Raw genomic sequence first — 15,646 nt, forward strand, 5'->3', positions numbered from 1 at the left:
GGTCTGGGGGTGGTGTTGTGGGACCGACGTCATGAGGCCGGGCGACGAGTTTCTGGGAAGAGGGCTCGTTCATCCTGCTCCGCCGTCGAGCAGCCGGCTGTAGCGCAGCCGCAGGGCTCGCTCGGTGCCGGCTGTCAGCGTGGCGAGGCCGAGCGCGGTGTTGCCCCACTTCGGTAGATCGATGGGCGAGGTGAAGGTCCCGGTGTACTGGGCGATGCCCTCGGCTCTGGTGAGCTGTTCGGCGATCTGTGGGATGAGGACGGCCAGGCTGGCGAAGAGCACGCCCAGCGAGAGGAGACCGATCGCGCGGCCCAGCGCGGGGTGCTCGCGTTCGAGGCGCGCTCGGCATCCCTCGGCGGAGTGGGGGTCCGGGACGAGCTGGTATTCGGGACCGTCGTGGGTGACGTAGTGGCAGCGCCTGAGGCCGAAGGGGCTCATCCGCACCTCGACGATGCCGCCCGGGACGGGGAAGACGGCGGGGAGTCTGGACATCGCGTGCTGCCTGCCGTCGCGGTACAGGTGGGCCTTGAGATTGTCGGACGTATGGTTCTGCCAGTGCCTGACGTCGACGGTGTAGACCGTCTGCCTGCTGCCGTCGTCGCTCGTCAGGTGAAGATGGAACAGGGCGCGGAACGGCAATTGCCACCAGCGGAAACGCTGCAGCGCTCGTCCGTCTCCGGGTTTGACCCGCTGCACGGCCCGACGCCGCCGCCACTCTTTGATCATGTTTTGGCTCCCGTTACTCGCTCGGCCCGGGCTGCGCAGGTGAGATCCTGTGACGGGCGCTGTCCGGTGTGAGCATCGCTGTCGTGTCTCGCAGACTGTGGTGGCCATCCATCACACTCCGTGCCCCAAGGGCATGGTCAAATCCGTCTCGCTGGGAACGGAGCACCCGAGGAAGGGGCATGCCGGTGGCGTGGAGCACCAGTCAGTTGGCCGAACTCGCCGGCACGACGCTGAAAACCGTCCGGCACTATCACAAGATCGGCCTGCTGGACGAGCCGGAACGAGCGGCCAACGGCTACAAGCGGTACGGCGTCGAGCACCTGGTCCGCCTGCTGCGCATCCGCAGGCTGGTCGACCTCGGCGTGCCGCTGTCGGACATCCCCTCGATCGAGGCCGCCGACGGGAAGGGGGAACAGACCCTGCGCGCCCTGGACGCAGAACTCGCGGCGAGTATCGAGCGCCAGCAGCGGATGCGACGGGAACTGGCGGCGATCCTGGACCGTGGGGCCTCGATCGACCTGCCGGCCGGCTTCGAGGCGCTCCCCGACGAGCTGCCGGAGGCACAGCGATCCCTCCTGCTGGTGTACTCCAGCATTCTCACCCCGGCGGCGATGTCCGCGATCCAGGAGCAGCTCTCGGCACCTCGCAGTGACGTCGCTGCGCAGTTCGAAGCCCTTCCCGCGGATGCGCCCGAGGACGTGCGGCGGCAGCTCGCGCAACAACTCGCGCCCCAAGCACGCCAACAGCAGGAGGACCACCCGTTCCTGCGTGACCTGGAAACCTCCTCCCGTCGGGAACGGGCGATCGCCCAGTCGGTGGTCGTGCAGGCATTGCGCGAGTTCTACAACGAGGCACAGCTCGACGTCCTGCGACGTATTCACGCATTGCTTTCGCAGAACGACGCTGTCGGGGAATGACGCCGCGGCGGGGTCAAGAGCCCGCCCAAACCGGATCCTTGCCGCGTGCGCGGCTTGACCATGCCCCGAGGGCATGGTTCGCAATGGAGAAAAGTCGGCGTGCCCGGCTGACCTCGCGCGAGAACGCCTGCCCGTTCGTGAACGCGACGCTCGGGCGCGAGACATCTCGAAGACCAGGAGATCCATGCGAACACCTCGACGACTGCGGGCAGCGGCTGTTGCCGCCGTCGTGCCCCTGACGTTGCTCGCCGCCTGTGGGCCGGGAGGGGAGGCGGAGGGCGGCGCCGCTCGGGCGCTCGACCGGTTCTATGACCAGGAGATGACGTTCGAAGCCTGCGAGCCGCCGCCGTCGCCCGGCACAGCGAAGCCGAAGAAGCCTTGGCCCCGGACCGAGTACGAGTGCGCTCGCCTGGAAGTACCGCTGAACTACGAAGAGCCCGACGGTAAGTCGGCTCGGATCGCCGTGTTCCGCGTCGCCGCGCGGGGAGAGAAGCCTGTCGGTTCGCTGGTGCTGAATCCGGGCGGGCCCGGCTTCCCGGGGACGAGTTTCGCGCCGCAGGCGGCACAGGCCTGGGCGTCCAGCCCGATCACGGAGTCGTTCGATCTCGTCGGGTTCGATCCGCGCGGTGTCGGGGGCTCGACGCCGACGCTCGACTGCTACACCGATGCCGAACGCGAAAATGACGCGGTGATCGCCTCGTTCGACTCCGGCCCGGACGACTGGACCGAGCAAGAGACAAAGCATCTGTACGAGCAGTGTGCCGAGCGCTCCGGCGGCGAGGACACGCTTGCGCACGTCGGCACTCGGGATGTCGCACGAGACATGGATGTCCTGCGCGAGGTGCTCGGAGACGACAAGCTCACGTTCGCCGGCACGAGCTACGGCACCCGGCTGGGTGCGGTGTATGCCGAGATGTTCCCGGCGAAGGTGCGGGCGCTCGTGCTCGACGGCGCGTTCGACCCCTTGAAGGGCAGCCGTGAACGACGGGTGCAGCAGGCCGAGGGTCTGCAGCGGTCGTTCGAGCAGATGGCGGCCTTCTGCTCGGCCATGCCGGACTGCCCGCTCGGCGCTGATCCGAAGCGGGCCACCGAGGTCTTCCAGAACCTTGCCCAGCCCTTGATCGACAAGCCGGTCCCGGCCGGCAAGGGGCGCGAACTGACCTTCGTCAAAGCGACCGGCGGTGTCACCTCCGGGTTGTACACCGAGGCGACGTGGCCGGCGATCATCGCTGGGATCGCCGACCTGCGAGACGGTCGCGGGGACACGTTGCTCGCCCTCCGAGACATCATTCACGAGCGTACGGCAGACGGGACGTACTCGAACTCTCTGGAGGCCACACTGGCGATCAACTGCCTCGACGAGGAACGGAACAGCCCGGCCGAGGAGACCGCGTTGAAACGCGCCTTCTTGGAGGCCGCACCGTTCGCCGCCACAGGCCGGCCCGTCACCGAGGCGCGCGACGGCTGCGAGCACTGGCCCGTGCAGCCCACGCTCGGCCATCCGTACGCGACCGGCATCAAGGGCCTGCCGGACACGCTGACGATCTCCACCACCGGCGACGGAGTGACGCCGCACGAGGGCGGCATCAGCCTCGCCAAGACTCTCGCCGGCAGCCTGCTGACCGTCGAGGGAAGCCAGCACGGCGCGGCTCTCGCCCGCAACTCCTGCATCAACGACGCCCTCGCCGACTACCTCATCCGCCTGAAAACACCCGGTGAAGGGGCGCGCTGCAAACTCTGAGTGGCCCGGTGCCCCGGTCGACCGGCAGTAGCCGGCCTGGTACGGGGTCCCGGCGGTGAAGCACCGCAATCCATTCGGCACCGCACAGCTCGTGCCGGCTCACCTGCAAGAGGGTGTAGCGGGAAGTGGGGGGCCATGTAGCCGGCCGAGGCCGGCCAAGGTATCGCCGATCCGCTCGGCGAGAGCGCCGTCGTCACCGGCCAGGTGACGCGGCGTGACCCACTACACCGGGTCCGGAGAGTGGAGATGGGAGGATCGCGCCCGGCTACGGCCGCAGCTCACTCGTCCCACCGCATCGCCCAAGGGGCCCTCAAAGGCACACAATCCGCACGCTCGCCAACGCTACAACCTCCGCTGCCCTGCCAGGACGTCCGCTTCGCCCTGTGCGCGAGGCCCTGTGTGCGAGGCGGCACCCCTCGACCGCTGAGAGTGTCCCGTCCCGGCGACGCTCGGTCACTTGCCGACGTAGCCCATGTGCAGCGCGTTGTAGCGGTCTCTTTGGCCACCGATGCGGCTTGCTGCCGCGTCCAGGTCAGCCTGCTCGTCGACGGACAGCGCCGCGAGCGTGGCCGCGGCGTTCTCCTCCACGCGCTCGATACGACGCGTGCCGGGGATCGGGACGATCCACGGGCGTCGGGCGAGCAGCCAGGCCAGTGCCACCTGCCCGGGGCCGGCGTCCTTCGCGCGGGCCAGGGGGGCGACGTGGTCGACCAGTTGCTGGTTGGCGGCGCGGTTGTCCTTGCTGGAGCGGGGGATCGTGCCGCGGGTGTCGCCGTCGGCGCATGTGGCTGGCGCGAGGCCGTGCTGTGGACGGCATTCCGATCTGGACCGGCCCTTGGAGTCTGTGACAGCGGCACCGCTTCAGTCAGCCGCTCCTTGGCGGGCGTTCCGCTGGCACAAGAGGAAGATGCACTTTTCCGGTATCGACTGGAGGCGGCGACGGTCCGGGATCACGTGATCTACGAGTCGTGCACCGAGCTCGGCGCACCATAGCCATTCCCGACAGGGCTCACGCAGGCGGGACGGCGCCGGGACGGGTCCCCGCCGGGTCGGCCTACGGTACTCGCCGACGTCGATGAGGGGATGGGCGTGATGGTGAGCTTCTCGGAAGCGGTCAAGCGTGGCTTTGCGCAGACCTTCTCCTGGTCGGGCCGGGCCTCCCGGGCCGAGTACTGGTGGTTCTTCCTCTTCTACATCATCTGCTTGATCGCGAGCACCGCCCTGACCGTCCAGTCGGAGGTCCCGGTCGTCGCCTTCGTGTGGCTGCTCCTGGTCGTGCCGACGCTGGGCGTCTTCGTGCGCAGGATGCACGACTGCAACCGGAGCGGCTGGTCGTATTTCTGGTCCTTGATCCCGTTGATCGGGCTCATCGTGCTGATCGCGTTCCTCTGCGAACGCGGCGACCCGGAGACCAACGACTACGGCCGGCCGCCCGAGAGGAAGGTGGACTGGTGAGAGGGATGGGCATGCCTGCACGAGCGAAGCGCGTCGCCGCGGTGGTGGTCGGGGGCGTACTGGCCGTCGGCGGTTGTTCGACGGACGAGGACACGTCCGAGGCCGAGCCGTCATCGTCTCCCGTACCGAGCCGTGCGCTCGTCGTCTGGGCCGACGGGATGTGTGAGGCCACCGACGGTTTCGAGACGTTGAAGGAGGAGAGCGCCAGGGGCATCAAGAACGTCACGGATCCCCCCGCCGATGCGATGACGCCGATCGACATCGAGACGGACAGTTATCTGTCGGGGACTTCATCGTCACTCGACTCGCTCGCGCAAGGGCTCGACGGCATGAGAAAGACGGGCATCACCGCCGCGGACCGACTGCACGACCGGCTGGCCAAGGACGTCGCCAAGGCCGCAAAGGAGGCCGACGAGCTGTCCGACTTCATGGCCGTCTACGGGCTCTCCCAGAAGGAGAAGACCGATCGCGCCAAGCGCGTCGCCGAGTTGGTCGAGGCGCTGAAGATGCCGAAGCCGGGACTGTCCGGCGTGGTCGCCGACGAGCCGAAGCTCGCAGTCGCGCACCGGCTGGCACCCCGCTGTGTCCCGCCCGCCAAGCCCTCGCCCTCGCCCACCCCCAGCCCGTCCTCGACCGGCCCGCTGCCCAAGGCCGAGGACGGCAAGGACACCGCAGCCTGCAAGGACGGCAACTGCGAAATCCTCGTCACCGGACCGGTGGACCTCGTGGTCGGCGAATGGGATCTGCACGTGACCGTGCAGGGCTCCACGGTCACCATCACGCGCAGCGATTCCTCGGGATTCGTGAGCAACATGAGCTTCGGGGACGGCGGGGGCGCCGGGTTCGCCACAGCGGGCGGCAAGGAGACCACCGTCGACGGCACCGCGGTCCACAAGGACCGCGCCGTACTGAAGTTCAGTACGAAGTAGCTCTCCGCGGCCCCGACCCACCGCCCACCCGGGTGCCCTGACGAGGCGTGCGCGGCGGCGTTCCCCGAGGCGGCCGCGCCAGCACGCCCGTCTCCGCTCCCGTGCAGCGGAACACAGCGGCGCCGTCCTGAGCTGCCCGGCGAAGGTCGAGGCACCCTCCCCTCCGCCGCGCAGCGACTCAGCGGTGCTCGGGGTTGTCCGCGCCAGGGCGGCAGCCGGCGTCCCACTGTGAGCGCTGGTTGCCATAGGCGGGGACGCCTCCGGCCCGCTTCAGCAAGGCGGCGAGGTGCATCAGGTTCCAGGCCATGAAGGAGGTGTTGCGGTTGGTGAAGTCGTTCTCCGGGCCACCCGAATCCGGGTCCAGGTACGACGGTCCGGGGCCGGCCGCGCCGATCCAGCCCGCGTCCGCCTGGGGCGGGATCGTGTAGCCGAGGTGCTGGAGGCTGTAGAGGACGTTCATCGCGCAGTGCTTCACCCCGTCCTCGTTGCCGGTGATCAGACAGCCGCCGACGCGGCCGTAGTAGGAGTACTGGCCCTGGGAGTTGAGCAGCGAGGAGCAGGCGTAGAGGCGTTCGATCACCTTCTTCGTCACGGAGCTGTTGTCGCCCAGCCAGATCGGCCCGGCGATGACCAGGATGTCCGCGGCCATCACCTGCTCGTACAGCTCGGGCCACTCGTCCGTCGCGAAGCCGTGCTCGGTCATGTCCGGGTACACGCCGGGCGCAATGTCGTGGTCGACGGCGCGGATCTCGGATGTGGTGACCCCGTGCGACATCATGATCTGCGCGCTCTTGTCGATCAGCCCCTGGGTGTGGCTGAGCTGTGGGGACGGTTTGAGGGTGCAGTTGATGAAGAGGGCCGTCAGGTCGTCGAAGCTGTATTGGGCATCGGTGGAGGATGGGGCTGCCATGGGGGAAGCCTCTCGCGTGGATCTCGGTTTGTCCCGGTCCGACGCACCCGCGGTGCCTTACGTCTTCATGACGGCACACACCTTGTTGGGGCGGGACGAGCGTACGTAGCATGCTCCGGCACAAGGAGTATTGAATCGTTTCAAACACGTCAGGCACGGCACGGTCCGCTGTCCGGGGCGACCCATCGAGCGAGGAACGCGCATGAGCCAGAGCTGGAACCGAAGACTTTTCCTGAAAAGCACGACCGCGGGCGCGGGCGCCGGCATCGCCGCGTTCCGCACCGACCCGGCGGCGGCCGCCGACCCACCGTCGGAGGGTCCGGAGGACCACCGCACCGGGACGCTCCGCATCGAGCGCACGACCGTCGAGTACGCCGAGCGCCTCCTCGGCACCGACATCGAACGCCCCCGCCTCACCTGGGAGTTGTCGGCGACGGGGCACGGCGCCCGGCAGAGCGCGTACCGCATCCAGGTGGCCCTCGACCCCGGCGAGCTGAGGGACGGCACCAACGCGGCGGCGGCCAGGCCGGTCTGGGACTCGGGGAAGGTGGCGTCCGACCGCAGCGTGGGTGTCCCCTACGGAGGGCCCGAGCTGCGCCCGCGCACCCGCTATCACTGGCGGGTCCGAGTCTGGGACGGCGCCGGGCGGCCCTCCCGCTGGAGTCAGGTCCGCTGGTGGGAGACAACGTTGTCGGACGCCGACTGGCAGGCGCACTGGATCGGCGCCGGCCCGGCCCCGCAGCCGCCCTCCCTCTCCGCCGCCTCGTGGATCTGGTCGCCGGGCGCCTCATCCTCCGACGCCCCGGTGGGAACGTGCTGGTTCCGTGCGGCGCTGCCCCTGCCGGACGGCGCGCGGGTGCGACGGGCCACGGTGGTCGCCACCGCCGACGACGACTTCACGCTCCACCTCGACGGCAGGCAGGTGCTGCACGCGCCGGAGCGGCAGGACGGCTGGCGCACCGGCCATATGGCCGACGTCACCGAGGCCACCGAACGGGCCCGCGCCGCCGGCCGTCCCGTCGTGCTCGCCGCCCGCGCCACCAACCGCCCCGGCGCCTCCGTGAACCCCGCCGGTCTGCTGGTCCGGCTGGTCGTCGAGACGGAGGACGGCGACGGACCGTACGAACTGGTCACCGGTCGTCCCGGCTGGCGCGTCTCCGTGACCGAGCCCCAGGGAGGCTGGCAGCGCCCGGAGTTCGACGACTCCGACTGGGCCGAGGCCGCCGTACTCGCCCCGTATGGGCAGGGCCCCTGGGGCGACGGCGTGAGCGTCGCCGTACCGGAGCAGCCCGCGCCACTCCTGCGCCGCGCCTTCACCGTGCGGCGACGGATCTCCCGGGCCCGCCTCCACATCAGCGGGCTCGCCTACTACGAGGCCGAGATCAACGGCCGCAGGGTCGGCCGGCAGGTCCTCGACCCCGGCTTCACGGACTACGACGAGACCGTTCTGTACGCCGTCCACGACGTCACGGCGCTGCTGCGGCGCGGCGAGAACGCCATCGGCGTCACCCTCGGCCGCGGCTTCTTCGGCATGACCACCCCCAACGTCTGGAACTGGCACCGTCCGCCGTGGCACGGCGAGCCCCGCCTGCTGGCCCAACTGGAGATCGACCACCCGGACGGCTCCCGCACCAACGTCGCCTCGGACGGCGCGTGGCGGATCACCGAAGGTCCGACCCTGTCCAACTCCCTCTACGCGGGCGAGACATACGACGCGCGCCGGGCCCCGCGCGGATGGACCCGCCCCGGCTTCGACGACAGCGGCTGGCGGACGGCGGGGGTGCAGGAAGCCCCCCGCGGCACTCTCACAGCACAGCCGCACGACCCGATCGAGATCATCGAGACGGTACGGCCGACGGAGATCTCCGAACTCCGCCCCGGGGTCTACGTGGTGGACATGGGCCGCACCATGGCGGGCTGGACCCGCCTCACCGTCCGCGGCGCCGCGCCGGGCACCGTCGTCCGTCTGGTCCACGGCGAGAAGCGGAAGGCCGACGGAAGTGTGCACGCCGAGACCGGCCATGTCCCGGGCCGCTTCCAGACCGACGAATACATCTGCGCGGGCGGCGGCGCGGACTCGGGCTCCGATGAGATCTGGGAGCCGAAGTTCTCGTACAAGGGCTTCCGTTACGTGGAGATCCACGGCCTGCCCGCACGACCGTCCCCGGGGCAGGTGCTGGGGCGGCTGGTGCACACCCGCGTCGAGGAGGTCAGCTCCTTCCGCTGCTCGGAGCCGTTCTACGAGTGGCTGGACGGGGCCATGCGCCGCACGGTCCTCAACAACCTGCACGGCATCCCGACCGACACCCCCATGTACGAGAAGAACGGCTGGACCGGCGACGCCCAGGTCGGCACACCCGTGATGGCCTACGCCTTCGGGGTGCACCGCTTCCTGTCCAAGTGGCTGGGCGATCTGGCGGACAGCCAGAACGGCGAGGGGCAGTTGCCGGTGATCGTGCCGAGCGGTGGGTGGGGCTACCAGGAACTGGCCCCCGCCCCGGAGTGGACGACCGTCCATCCGTTCGTCGTCCGCGAGATGTACCGGGTGTACGGGGACGAGCGCGTCGCCCGCGAGCACTGGGCGACGCTGACCCGTTACCTGGACTGGGAGCTGGCCCGGCTGAAGGACGGGCTGGCGGTCACGGCGCTCGGTGACTGGGTGGCGCCCGGCTACGAGATTCCGCCGGAGGACACCCGGCTGACCGCGACCGCGTACCTCCACCGGGCGCTGCTGCACACCGCCGAACTGGGCGAAGTGCTGGGTGAGGATGAGGTGGTGAAGCGGTACCGGGAGGCGGCCGACAAGCTGAAGACCGCGTTCAACGAGGCGTTCCTGAGCCCGGACGGCCACTACCGCACCGCGAAGGACCCCGGCTACCGGCAGACCTCCAACGCGATTCCGCTCGCCTTCGGCCTGGTGCCGGCCGGCGCCCGCACCTCCGTGCTGGACAGTCTGGTGGCGGACATCGAGGCGCGGGGAAACCATCTGAACACCGGCTGCCTCGGCACCAGCGTGCTGCTGAAAGTGCTCTGCGACCACGGCCGCCCGGACGTAGCGCATGCCGTCGCGACGCAGCGCACCTATCCGAGCTGGGGCTACTGGCACGCCAACGGCGCCGACACCATGTGGGAGATGTGGCCGCTGGACTCCCGCTCCCGCGACCACTACTTCCTGGGCACGGTCGCGCAGTGGCTGTACGAGAACGTGGCCGGGCTGCGCCCCGGAGACGCCGGCTACCGCACCTTCTCGGTGCGCCCCGACGCCCGTACGGGGGTCGACTGGGCCCGTACGTCGATCCGTACGGTGCGGGGCGAGGCCGCCGTGTCCTGGTCGCGTCTCGACCGCGAGCTGCGGTTGTCGGTACGGGTGCCGGTGGGCTCCACGGCCGAGGTGCACCTGCCGGCGCGGGCACCCGCGCAGGTGGCCGCGCCGAACGGCGCCGAGTTGCTGCGCAGCGATCCCGACTTCGTCGTCTTCCGGGTCGGACACGGCACATGGGCCTTCTCCAGCCCGGCGTGACCGACCGGCGGAGTCCTCGACGGCCGACCGCCGATCGCACGCGATAAACCGGGCGACGTCGACGATCATCCCCGGGATACTGGTCGCCCATGGATGAGGTCGAAGTCGTCGTCGCCCATTCCGAGCGCGCGACCCTGCGCGTCGGTGACGTGTTCCTGAAGGTGGACGCCGATCAGGTGCGCATCGACGTCGAGGTCGAGGCGATGGCCCTGGCGCCGGTTCCGACCCCGAAGGTCCTGTGGCGCAGGCCGCCCGTGCTCGCGCTCGCCGCGGTACCGGGTACGGCGCTCGGCCGCCTCGGCGAGCCGTCGACCGCGTCCCCGGCGGCGTGGGCCGCGGCGGGTGCCGCGATCCGGAAGTTGCACGACGCTCCGTTGCCGCCCCGGCTCGGCCGGGGCGGCCGGGGCCTCGACGAGTTGGCGGCGGATCTCGACGGCGAGTGCGAGTGGCTCGTGAGGAACGATGTCCTGCCCGCCGGACTGGTCGAGCGCAACCGCCGGCTCGCCGAGACCGCGCTGCGGCCGTGGACTCCGGTGTTCACGCACGGCGACCTGCAGATCGCGCATGTGTTCGTCGACTGCGACGAGATCACGGGCATCATCGACTGGTCCGAGGCGGGCCAGGGTGATGCCCTGTTCGACCTCGCCATTTTGACGCTCGGGCACGAGGAGCACCTCGGCGACGTCGTCGCCGGCTATGGCACCGACGTCGACCTCGACGTGATCCGCGCGTGGTGGTCGTTGCGAAGCCTGCTGGCAGTTCGCTGGCTGATCGAGCACGGCTTCGACCCGTCCGCGCCGGGCTGTGAAGTCGACGTGCTCAGATCCCGGATGTCTCAGTCTTCCTGACCGACCCTCAGGTCAGCTCGTTGCACTTCACGGTGTCGGGGACCCACTGGTGGGAGCTGATCCTCTTGTTGGCGTTCTGCCGTTCGACAGCGTGTTGTCGCGAATGTCGTCGGCGAACTTCTCGCCCCGCTTCAGACAGGCCTCGCCGCCCTTGTAGTGCGCGTATTCGTAGAAGACGACCGTGTCGTACCGCCCGGTGCCCTTGTTGAGCAGCGAGGTCGCCTTGTCGTTGGCCTTCTTGGAATACTTGGCGACGTTCCCCTTGGCCTTGCCCAGGTATCCCTTGCAGTCGGTGCGGTCGTACGCGTAGACGTATCCCTTGTTCGCCTTCGGCCACACCTTGTTGTAGTGCGCCACCTTGGTGCTCACGTCGCCCGAGGGGGCGGCGGGCTGGGCGAGCGCCGAGGGCGCGAAGGCCCCGAGGCTCAGGACACCGGCCGTGGCGGCGGCCGCGATGGACTTGCGCCTGGTTGTACCTCTCCTTGCCGTCGGCCCGCTACCGCGTACCGATGGCCTTGTCGCGATATTCCTGCTCCAACTCGCGGGCGGTGCACCCGAGTTTGCTGGAGCGTGCGCACTGCGCCTCGGCCACGGCGAGCCGTACCTCCGCGGCATGTGCGTGATCCGGAGACAGCCGTTCGTTGAGCTCCGGAAGCCGGTCGCGGATCTCTTCGGGGGCGGCGTAGTCGTGCCCCTCACCGCGTACAGCGCAACCACTTGTGCACCGCGCCCCTGAAACGTCGGTCCCGTTTGAGGTCCTCGGCGTAGAGGCCGACGAGGTTCTCGGTGACCTTGCTGACGCGGAACCACCGCGGCAGACCGTCGTACAGGGTTGTCCTGCGCATGCGCGAGGCAGCCGCCGAGCGAGGTGCTGACGGTGCGCCCGGCCGGCAGCCGTGCGCTGACGCTGCGGCTGTGCTCGTCACCGAAGAAAGCCTGGTCCCAGCGCTTCTGTTCGGGCTCCGAAAGTCCCCGTTGGTAGGCGGAGTTGGGGTCCTTCTCCCGCTCCTGCCGCGCGCGACGAGGACGAGGCGGACGTTCTTCCGCTCGTCCGGGGTGCGCAGGCGATCAGGCCAGTACCGCAGACCCTGGCGTTCCATGCAGCGCTGGATGAGCAGTTCCTCGGCCCGGTCGAGCTTGGCCTCCTGGGCGGCGGTGAGCCGTTCGAGGCGGCCGGCGGGCTTTCGGTCCGTCGGCGCGCCGCCGTGTTGTGGTCCTTGTGGTCCGACGCAGGCGGCGAGTGCGACCAGGGCGGCGGTCACCGTCCCTAGGCGCGCGAAATTCCTGCGCATGAGGCCATCCCCCGTATTCCGTCGCCTCCTACGAGACAGAAAGCTACGGGAGCCGGGCGATACGCCCCCAGGCGTTTCGGCCGAGCCCGAAACAGCCGAGTCCGCAATTCCTAATCCGTGGCTGCGCGGTGCCCCACGCAGGGAATCGATGGCTCGCCCGGAGCATGGGAGGGGCTGCCGTCGAGGAGGGCGAGGCCCACTGGAGTGAGCGAGTGGTGTACCGCGTTGCGCTGGCGGGTGCTGGAGACCAGACCGGCGCCGCGCAGGACCGCGGCGTGCTCGCTGGCCGAGGAGATGGACACCCCGGCGCGCCGGGCCAGTTCACTGGTGGTGCAGTCGCCGCCGAGGGCCTGAAGGACCGCGGCCCTGGTGTGCCCGAGGAGGCGCGCGAGATACGACGGGATCAGCAACAGCCCGCGACCGTCCAGGTGGATGTCCTTGTCCACCGGATAGTCGGCCTCCAGCACGGGCGGACACCAGCGGATGCCGGGACCGAAGGTGTGGAGCATGGCGTCCGTCCGCTGTACCACTGGGTGCGGGCGCGCCAGGTGTGGTCGGACTCTGTCCGCGCGCGGACGCGCTGCCACGACGGGCCGAGCGCGATGCCCTGGTAGTCGCGCAGGGCTTCACCGAGTTGCCGGAGCGCGGGTGCCCCGCCCTCGGCGACGGAGCGGGCCCATCCGCCGAGAGGAGCACCGCTCGTCGCCAACCGGCCGACCCGGTCGCGCAGTTCGCGCCGCGGCGTGGACAGCAGAGCGTCCAGGCCGGCTTCGAAGCCCTCGGCGCTCGCCGCGGGAGTGAGGAAGTCCGGGAAGTAGCCGCGGGCGGGAACGAGCGGCATCAGCAGGCGCAGCGGCGCTTGTCCGTTCCGGACGACGTGCTGCCGCCAGCCGGCCAGGTCGGGCTCAGGGTGCCGCTGCCACACCTGATGCAGGCTCAATACGGATTCCCAGAACGGATCCGGCCGGTCGGCGACCCGCGTACGGGCGATGTCCCCCGCGGTGAAGTGCATGCGCAGCATGGTGCTGTCCCCCGATGTGCCGAGCGTGTGCCCACCGCTCCCCCGTTACCCGAGCGGTGTTCCTGTGACCTTGCTTTCCCGGCCGGTTCCATGGCAAGAAGAGAAGGTGAGATGGGACAGCGGGACGGCCGTACGGGCACCACCCGCGACATTTCACGGCGGTGGGACAGCCGGTGCCCGCGTCCCACACATCGGGGGCGAGGAAACGGGGGTGCGATGCCATCCGACGGCACGACGACGGGACAGTCGGGACCATCGGAACTGGCGGAACTGCTGGAGGAGCTGAAGCGGCGCAGCGGGCGCAGCTATACGGCGCCGGCCCACCGCACCGGACTCAGCCGGTCCACCCTGCACCGCTACTGCCAGGGCACCACCGTCCCGGGGACGTTCGGCGCGGTCGAACGCGCGGCGCGCGTGAGCGGGGCGAGCCCGGCGGAGCTGGACCGGCTCTACCGCGCGTGATGGCGGGAGACCGCCGGGGAGGATGCGGGGCAGCAGGAGGCACAGCCGCCGGAGGCGGCGGAGGCCGTCCAGACGGCGGGCGTGGTGCGGGCAGCGGAGGCGGTGCAGGCGGCGGAAGCGCCGCAGCGCGCGGGCCCGACGTGAGCCCGCCACGACGCCGCCGCCGGTATGGACAGGCGCAAGCCCGGCGCCTGGCTGCCGTCACGGCTACGCGCCTGGCTGCGCCCGGCGGCGCTGCTGGTCGCCCCGTCATCACCTCGACCGGGAGTACCACCTCGTACGAGGGCGGTGGGGGCAGCGACGACGCCGGACGAGCCCCCGGCACCAGCACGGTGAACCCCGGCACGGACGAGGCCGGCTCCGGCGGTGAGCAACATCCCAAGGGGCCGGAGTGGAGCGAGGCCCCGCGCCCGATGGCACCCGAGTTCATCAGCATGACGATCAACAGCGACACGGGCCGTATGCCCGGCTTCCGCACCGGTTCCGTACGGCTGTGGAACAGCGAGACCCGCTGGGGCACCATCGAAACCTCACCGGGCAGGTACGACTGGACGACCCTGAACCGGCTGGTCGAGGCCGCCGAGCGGGACCGGCTGCCGGTCCTGTTCACCATCGCCGGCACGCCCTGGTGGGCCGCCCCGGAGGGCCGGAAGTCCGGCTTCGCCGACTCGACGGCCTCGCCCCCGGACGACCTACGGGTCTGGGACCGCTTTGTGGAGAAGCTCGCCACGCGCTACCGCGACCGCATCGAGTCGTACGAGCTGTGGGACTACCCCAGCCATCCGCTGATGTACGCGGGGAGCCTCGAAACCCTCGCCGAGATGGTGGAGCGCGCCGCGCGGATCATCCGCCGTGTCGACCCGGAGGCACGGTTGGCCTGCCCGTCCTTCGGGTCGCTGTGGACGAGCAAGGGCCGGGCGCTGCTGCGGGAGTTCGCCCGGACGGGCGCGTACGTACACTGCGACGCGGCCGCGCTGAAGATGCCGCCACGCAAGGCCTCCTCCATGAGAACGTGCACGAGATCGAGTTGTGGAACACCGGCCCGGAGTGGGACATCGACTCGACGCCGGCGCTCGGTGCCCGCCGCGCCCGCGACTACGCGGTTCGCTTCTATCTCGCGGGGCTCTACGCGAGGCACTACGGCGTGCGGATCAGCTCCTGCGGGCGGGGCCTGCGGATGGGCCTGCCGCCGGACATGTACTCCTGCCGCTTCCAGCGGGACGGGCGGGACGGAGGGAACGGCCAACTGTTCACCGTGCGCTGGTCCGCTCGCGGTCGGGCCGAGGTGCCACTGGATGAAGACGCTTACCGCGTGCGTCACATGGACGGCAGCACGGTACGCGCCCGGCCCGGCGGCCGGATCAGGATCGGCGAGGAACCAGTGCTGATCGAGCACCGTACGGAGTGAACGCTCCGGACATCAACAGAATGTTCACCCGAAGTGCCGGGTCACACCAGCGCCGACGAGAGACCGGCCGCCGCTGCCACCGCCCAGGTCGAGGTCGCCTCGAAACCCTGCTCGGCGAACAGCTCCAGTGGCCCCGTCGCGCACCAGCAGGCGGCGATCGAGGCCGACTCATCGCGCGGGGTGACCTTGCTGTCACCGTCACCGCGCTGTGGCGGCTTGTCTCAAGGGATTCTCATGTGCTGCCCATGGCGACACCGGGGTGCGACCGCAGTATGGTCAAGCATTCAACGGGAGGGTCGGGTTCGGCGCGTCGGGTGGTCAGGGAGGCACCAGCAATGGCCCTAGGGCGCGTTTTGAGTCGTGATCATTCGGTGGTCCGGGTGATGTCTTTGATCCAGATCATCGAGGCGCGTAGGT

General features: G+C 69.9%; 17 protein-coding genes. 8 read left to right on the forward strand and 9 right to left on the reverse strand.

Annotation, left to right across the window (positions count from 1 at the left end; translation table 11 throughout):
- Window positions 1-69: 69 nt before the first annotated feature.
- Window positions 70-726, reverse strand: coding sequence for a hypothetical protein (locus ACP4J3_RS47925; protein WP_426544081.1), 657 nt, complete (start codon window positions 724-726; stop codon window positions 70-72).
- 179 nt (window positions 727-905) lie between these two features.
- On the opposite strand from ACP4J3_RS47925, the gene ACP4J3_RS47930 reads away from it, so the two are divergent.
- Together ACP4J3_RS47930 and ACP4J3_RS47935 are read left to right on the forward strand one after the other, a co-directional pair.
- A complete protein-coding gene (locus ACP4J3_RS47930) occupies window positions 906-1,643 on the forward strand; it encodes a MerR family transcriptional regulator (protein WP_426544083.1) in 738 nt (245 codons plus the stop codon).
- A gap of 319 nt (window positions 1,644-1,962) precedes the next feature.
- A complete protein-coding gene (locus ACP4J3_RS47935; RefSeq protein WP_426544085.1) occupies window positions 1,963-3,384 on the forward strand; it encodes an alpha/beta hydrolase in 1,422 nt (473 codons plus the stop codon).
- 453 nt (window positions 3,385-3,837) lie between these two features.
- On the opposite strand, the gene ACP4J3_RS47940 is transcribed toward ACP4J3_RS47935, so the two are convergent.
- A complete protein-coding gene (locus ACP4J3_RS47940; RefSeq protein WP_426544111.1) occupies window positions 3,838-4,140 on the reverse strand; it encodes an aldo/keto reductase in 303 nt (100 codons plus the stop codon).
- Window positions 4,141-4,476: 336 nt separating this feature from the next.
- Here ACP4J3_RS47940 and ACP4J3_RS47945 point away from each other — a divergent pair, with 336 nt between their 5' ends.
- Together ACP4J3_RS47945 and ACP4J3_RS47950 are read left to right on the forward strand one after the other, a co-directional pair.
- Window positions 4,477-4,839 carry a DUF805 domain-containing protein gene (locus ACP4J3_RS47945; RefSeq protein ID WP_426544087.1) on the forward strand — a complete coding sequence of 121 codons (363 nt, stop codon included), beginning with the start codon at window positions 4,477-4,479 and terminating at the stop codon, window positions 4,837-4,839.
- A gap of 11 nt (window positions 4,840-4,850) precedes the next feature.
- Window positions 4,851-5,768 carry a hypothetical protein gene (locus ACP4J3_RS47950; protein ID WP_426544089.1) on the forward strand — a complete coding sequence of 306 codons (918 nt, stop codon included), beginning with the start codon at window positions 4,851-4,853 and terminating at the stop codon, window positions 5,766-5,768.
- Between the two features lie 178 nt (window positions 5,769-5,946).
- Here ACP4J3_RS47950 and ACP4J3_RS47955 read toward each other — a convergent pair whose 3' ends face one another.
- Entirely contained in the window at window positions 5,947-6,678 is a 732-nt protein-coding gene (locus ACP4J3_RS47955; protein ID WP_426544091.1) for a flavodoxin family protein, read from the reverse strand.
- Window positions 6,679-6,880: 202 nt separating this feature from the next.
- Here ACP4J3_RS47955 and ACP4J3_RS47960 point away from each other — a divergent pair, with 202 nt between their 5' ends.
- Both ACP4J3_RS47960 and ACP4J3_RS47965 read left to right on the forward strand, forming a co-directional pair.
- Complete coding sequence (locus ACP4J3_RS47960; RefSeq protein WP_426544093.1) at window positions 6,881-10,198, forward strand: family 78 glycoside hydrolase catalytic domain; 3,318 nt, start codon at window positions 6,881-6,883, stop codon at window positions 10,196-10,198.
- A gap of 89 nt (window positions 10,199-10,287) precedes the next feature.
- Window positions 10,288-11,046 (forward strand): phosphotransferase family protein, encoded by a 759-nt coding sequence (locus ACP4J3_RS47965; protein WP_426544095.1) that lies wholly within the window; start codon window positions 10,288-10,290, stop codon window positions 11,044-11,046.
- Window positions 11,047-11,073: 27 nt separating this feature from the next.
- On the opposite strand, the gene ACP4J3_RS47970 is transcribed toward ACP4J3_RS47965, so the two are convergent.
- The 4 genes from ACP4J3_RS47970 to ACP4J3_RS47985 form a co-directional block, all read right to left on the reverse strand.
- Window positions 11,074-11,415 (reverse strand): peptidase inhibitor family I36 protein, encoded by a 342-nt coding sequence (locus ACP4J3_RS47970; RefSeq protein ID WP_426544097.1) that lies wholly within the window; start codon window positions 11,413-11,415, stop codon window positions 11,074-11,076.
- Window positions 11,416-11,741: 326 nt separating this feature from the next.
- A complete protein-coding gene (locus ACP4J3_RS47975) occupies window positions 11,742-11,891 on the reverse strand; it encodes a hypothetical protein (RefSeq protein ID WP_426544099.1) in 150 nt (49 codons plus the stop codon).
- Between the two features lie 557 nt (window positions 11,892-12,448).
- Window positions 12,449-12,805 (reverse strand): ArsR/SmtB family transcription factor, encoded by a 357-nt coding sequence (locus ACP4J3_RS47980; RefSeq protein ID WP_426544101.1) that lies wholly within the window; start codon window positions 12,803-12,805, stop codon window positions 12,449-12,451.
- Window positions 12,742-13,359 carry a hypothetical protein gene (locus ACP4J3_RS47985; protein WP_426544103.1) on the reverse strand — a complete coding sequence of 206 codons (618 nt, stop codon included), beginning with the start codon at window positions 13,357-13,359 and terminating at the stop codon, window positions 12,742-12,744. The genes ACP4J3_RS47980 and ACP4J3_RS47985 overlap by 64 nt, the downstream gene beginning before the upstream one ends.
- Window positions 13,360-13,575: 216 nt before the next feature.
- Between ACP4J3_RS47985 and ACP4J3_RS47990 the strand changes: the two genes are divergently transcribed.
- Entirely contained in the window at window positions 13,576-13,821 is a 246-nt protein-coding gene (locus tag ACP4J3_RS47990; protein WP_426544105.1) for a helix-turn-helix domain-containing protein, read from the forward strand.
- Window positions 13,822-14,590: 769 nt separating this feature from the next.
- Here the strand turns inward: ACP4J3_RS47990 and ACP4J3_RS47995 are convergent.
- Entirely contained in the window at window positions 14,591-14,815 is a 225-nt protein-coding gene (locus ACP4J3_RS47995) for a hypothetical protein (protein ID WP_426544107.1), read from the reverse strand.
- A gap of 18 nt (window positions 14,816-14,833) precedes the next feature.
- Here ACP4J3_RS47995 and ACP4J3_RS48000 point away from each other — a divergent pair, with 18 nt between their 5' ends.
- Window positions 14,834-15,229 carry a hypothetical protein gene (locus ACP4J3_RS48000; RefSeq protein ID WP_426544109.1) on the forward strand — a complete coding sequence of 132 codons (396 nt, stop codon included), beginning with the start codon at window positions 14,834-14,836 and terminating at the stop codon, window positions 15,227-15,229.
- 41 nt (window positions 15,230-15,270) lie between these two features.
- On the opposite strand, the gene ACP4J3_RS48005 is transcribed toward ACP4J3_RS48000, so the two are convergent.
- Window positions 15,271-15,387 (reverse strand): TetR family transcriptional regulator, encoded by a 117-nt coding sequence (locus tag ACP4J3_RS48005; RefSeq protein ID WP_426544113.1) that lies wholly within the window; start codon window positions 15,385-15,387, stop codon window positions 15,271-15,273.
- Window positions 15,388-15,646: the final 259 nt, after the last annotated feature.

This window comes from Streptomyces sp. UG1 (genome assembly GCF_049974585.1).
Lineage (GTDB): Bacteria > Actinomycetota > Actinomycetes > Streptomycetales > Streptomycetaceae > Streptomyces.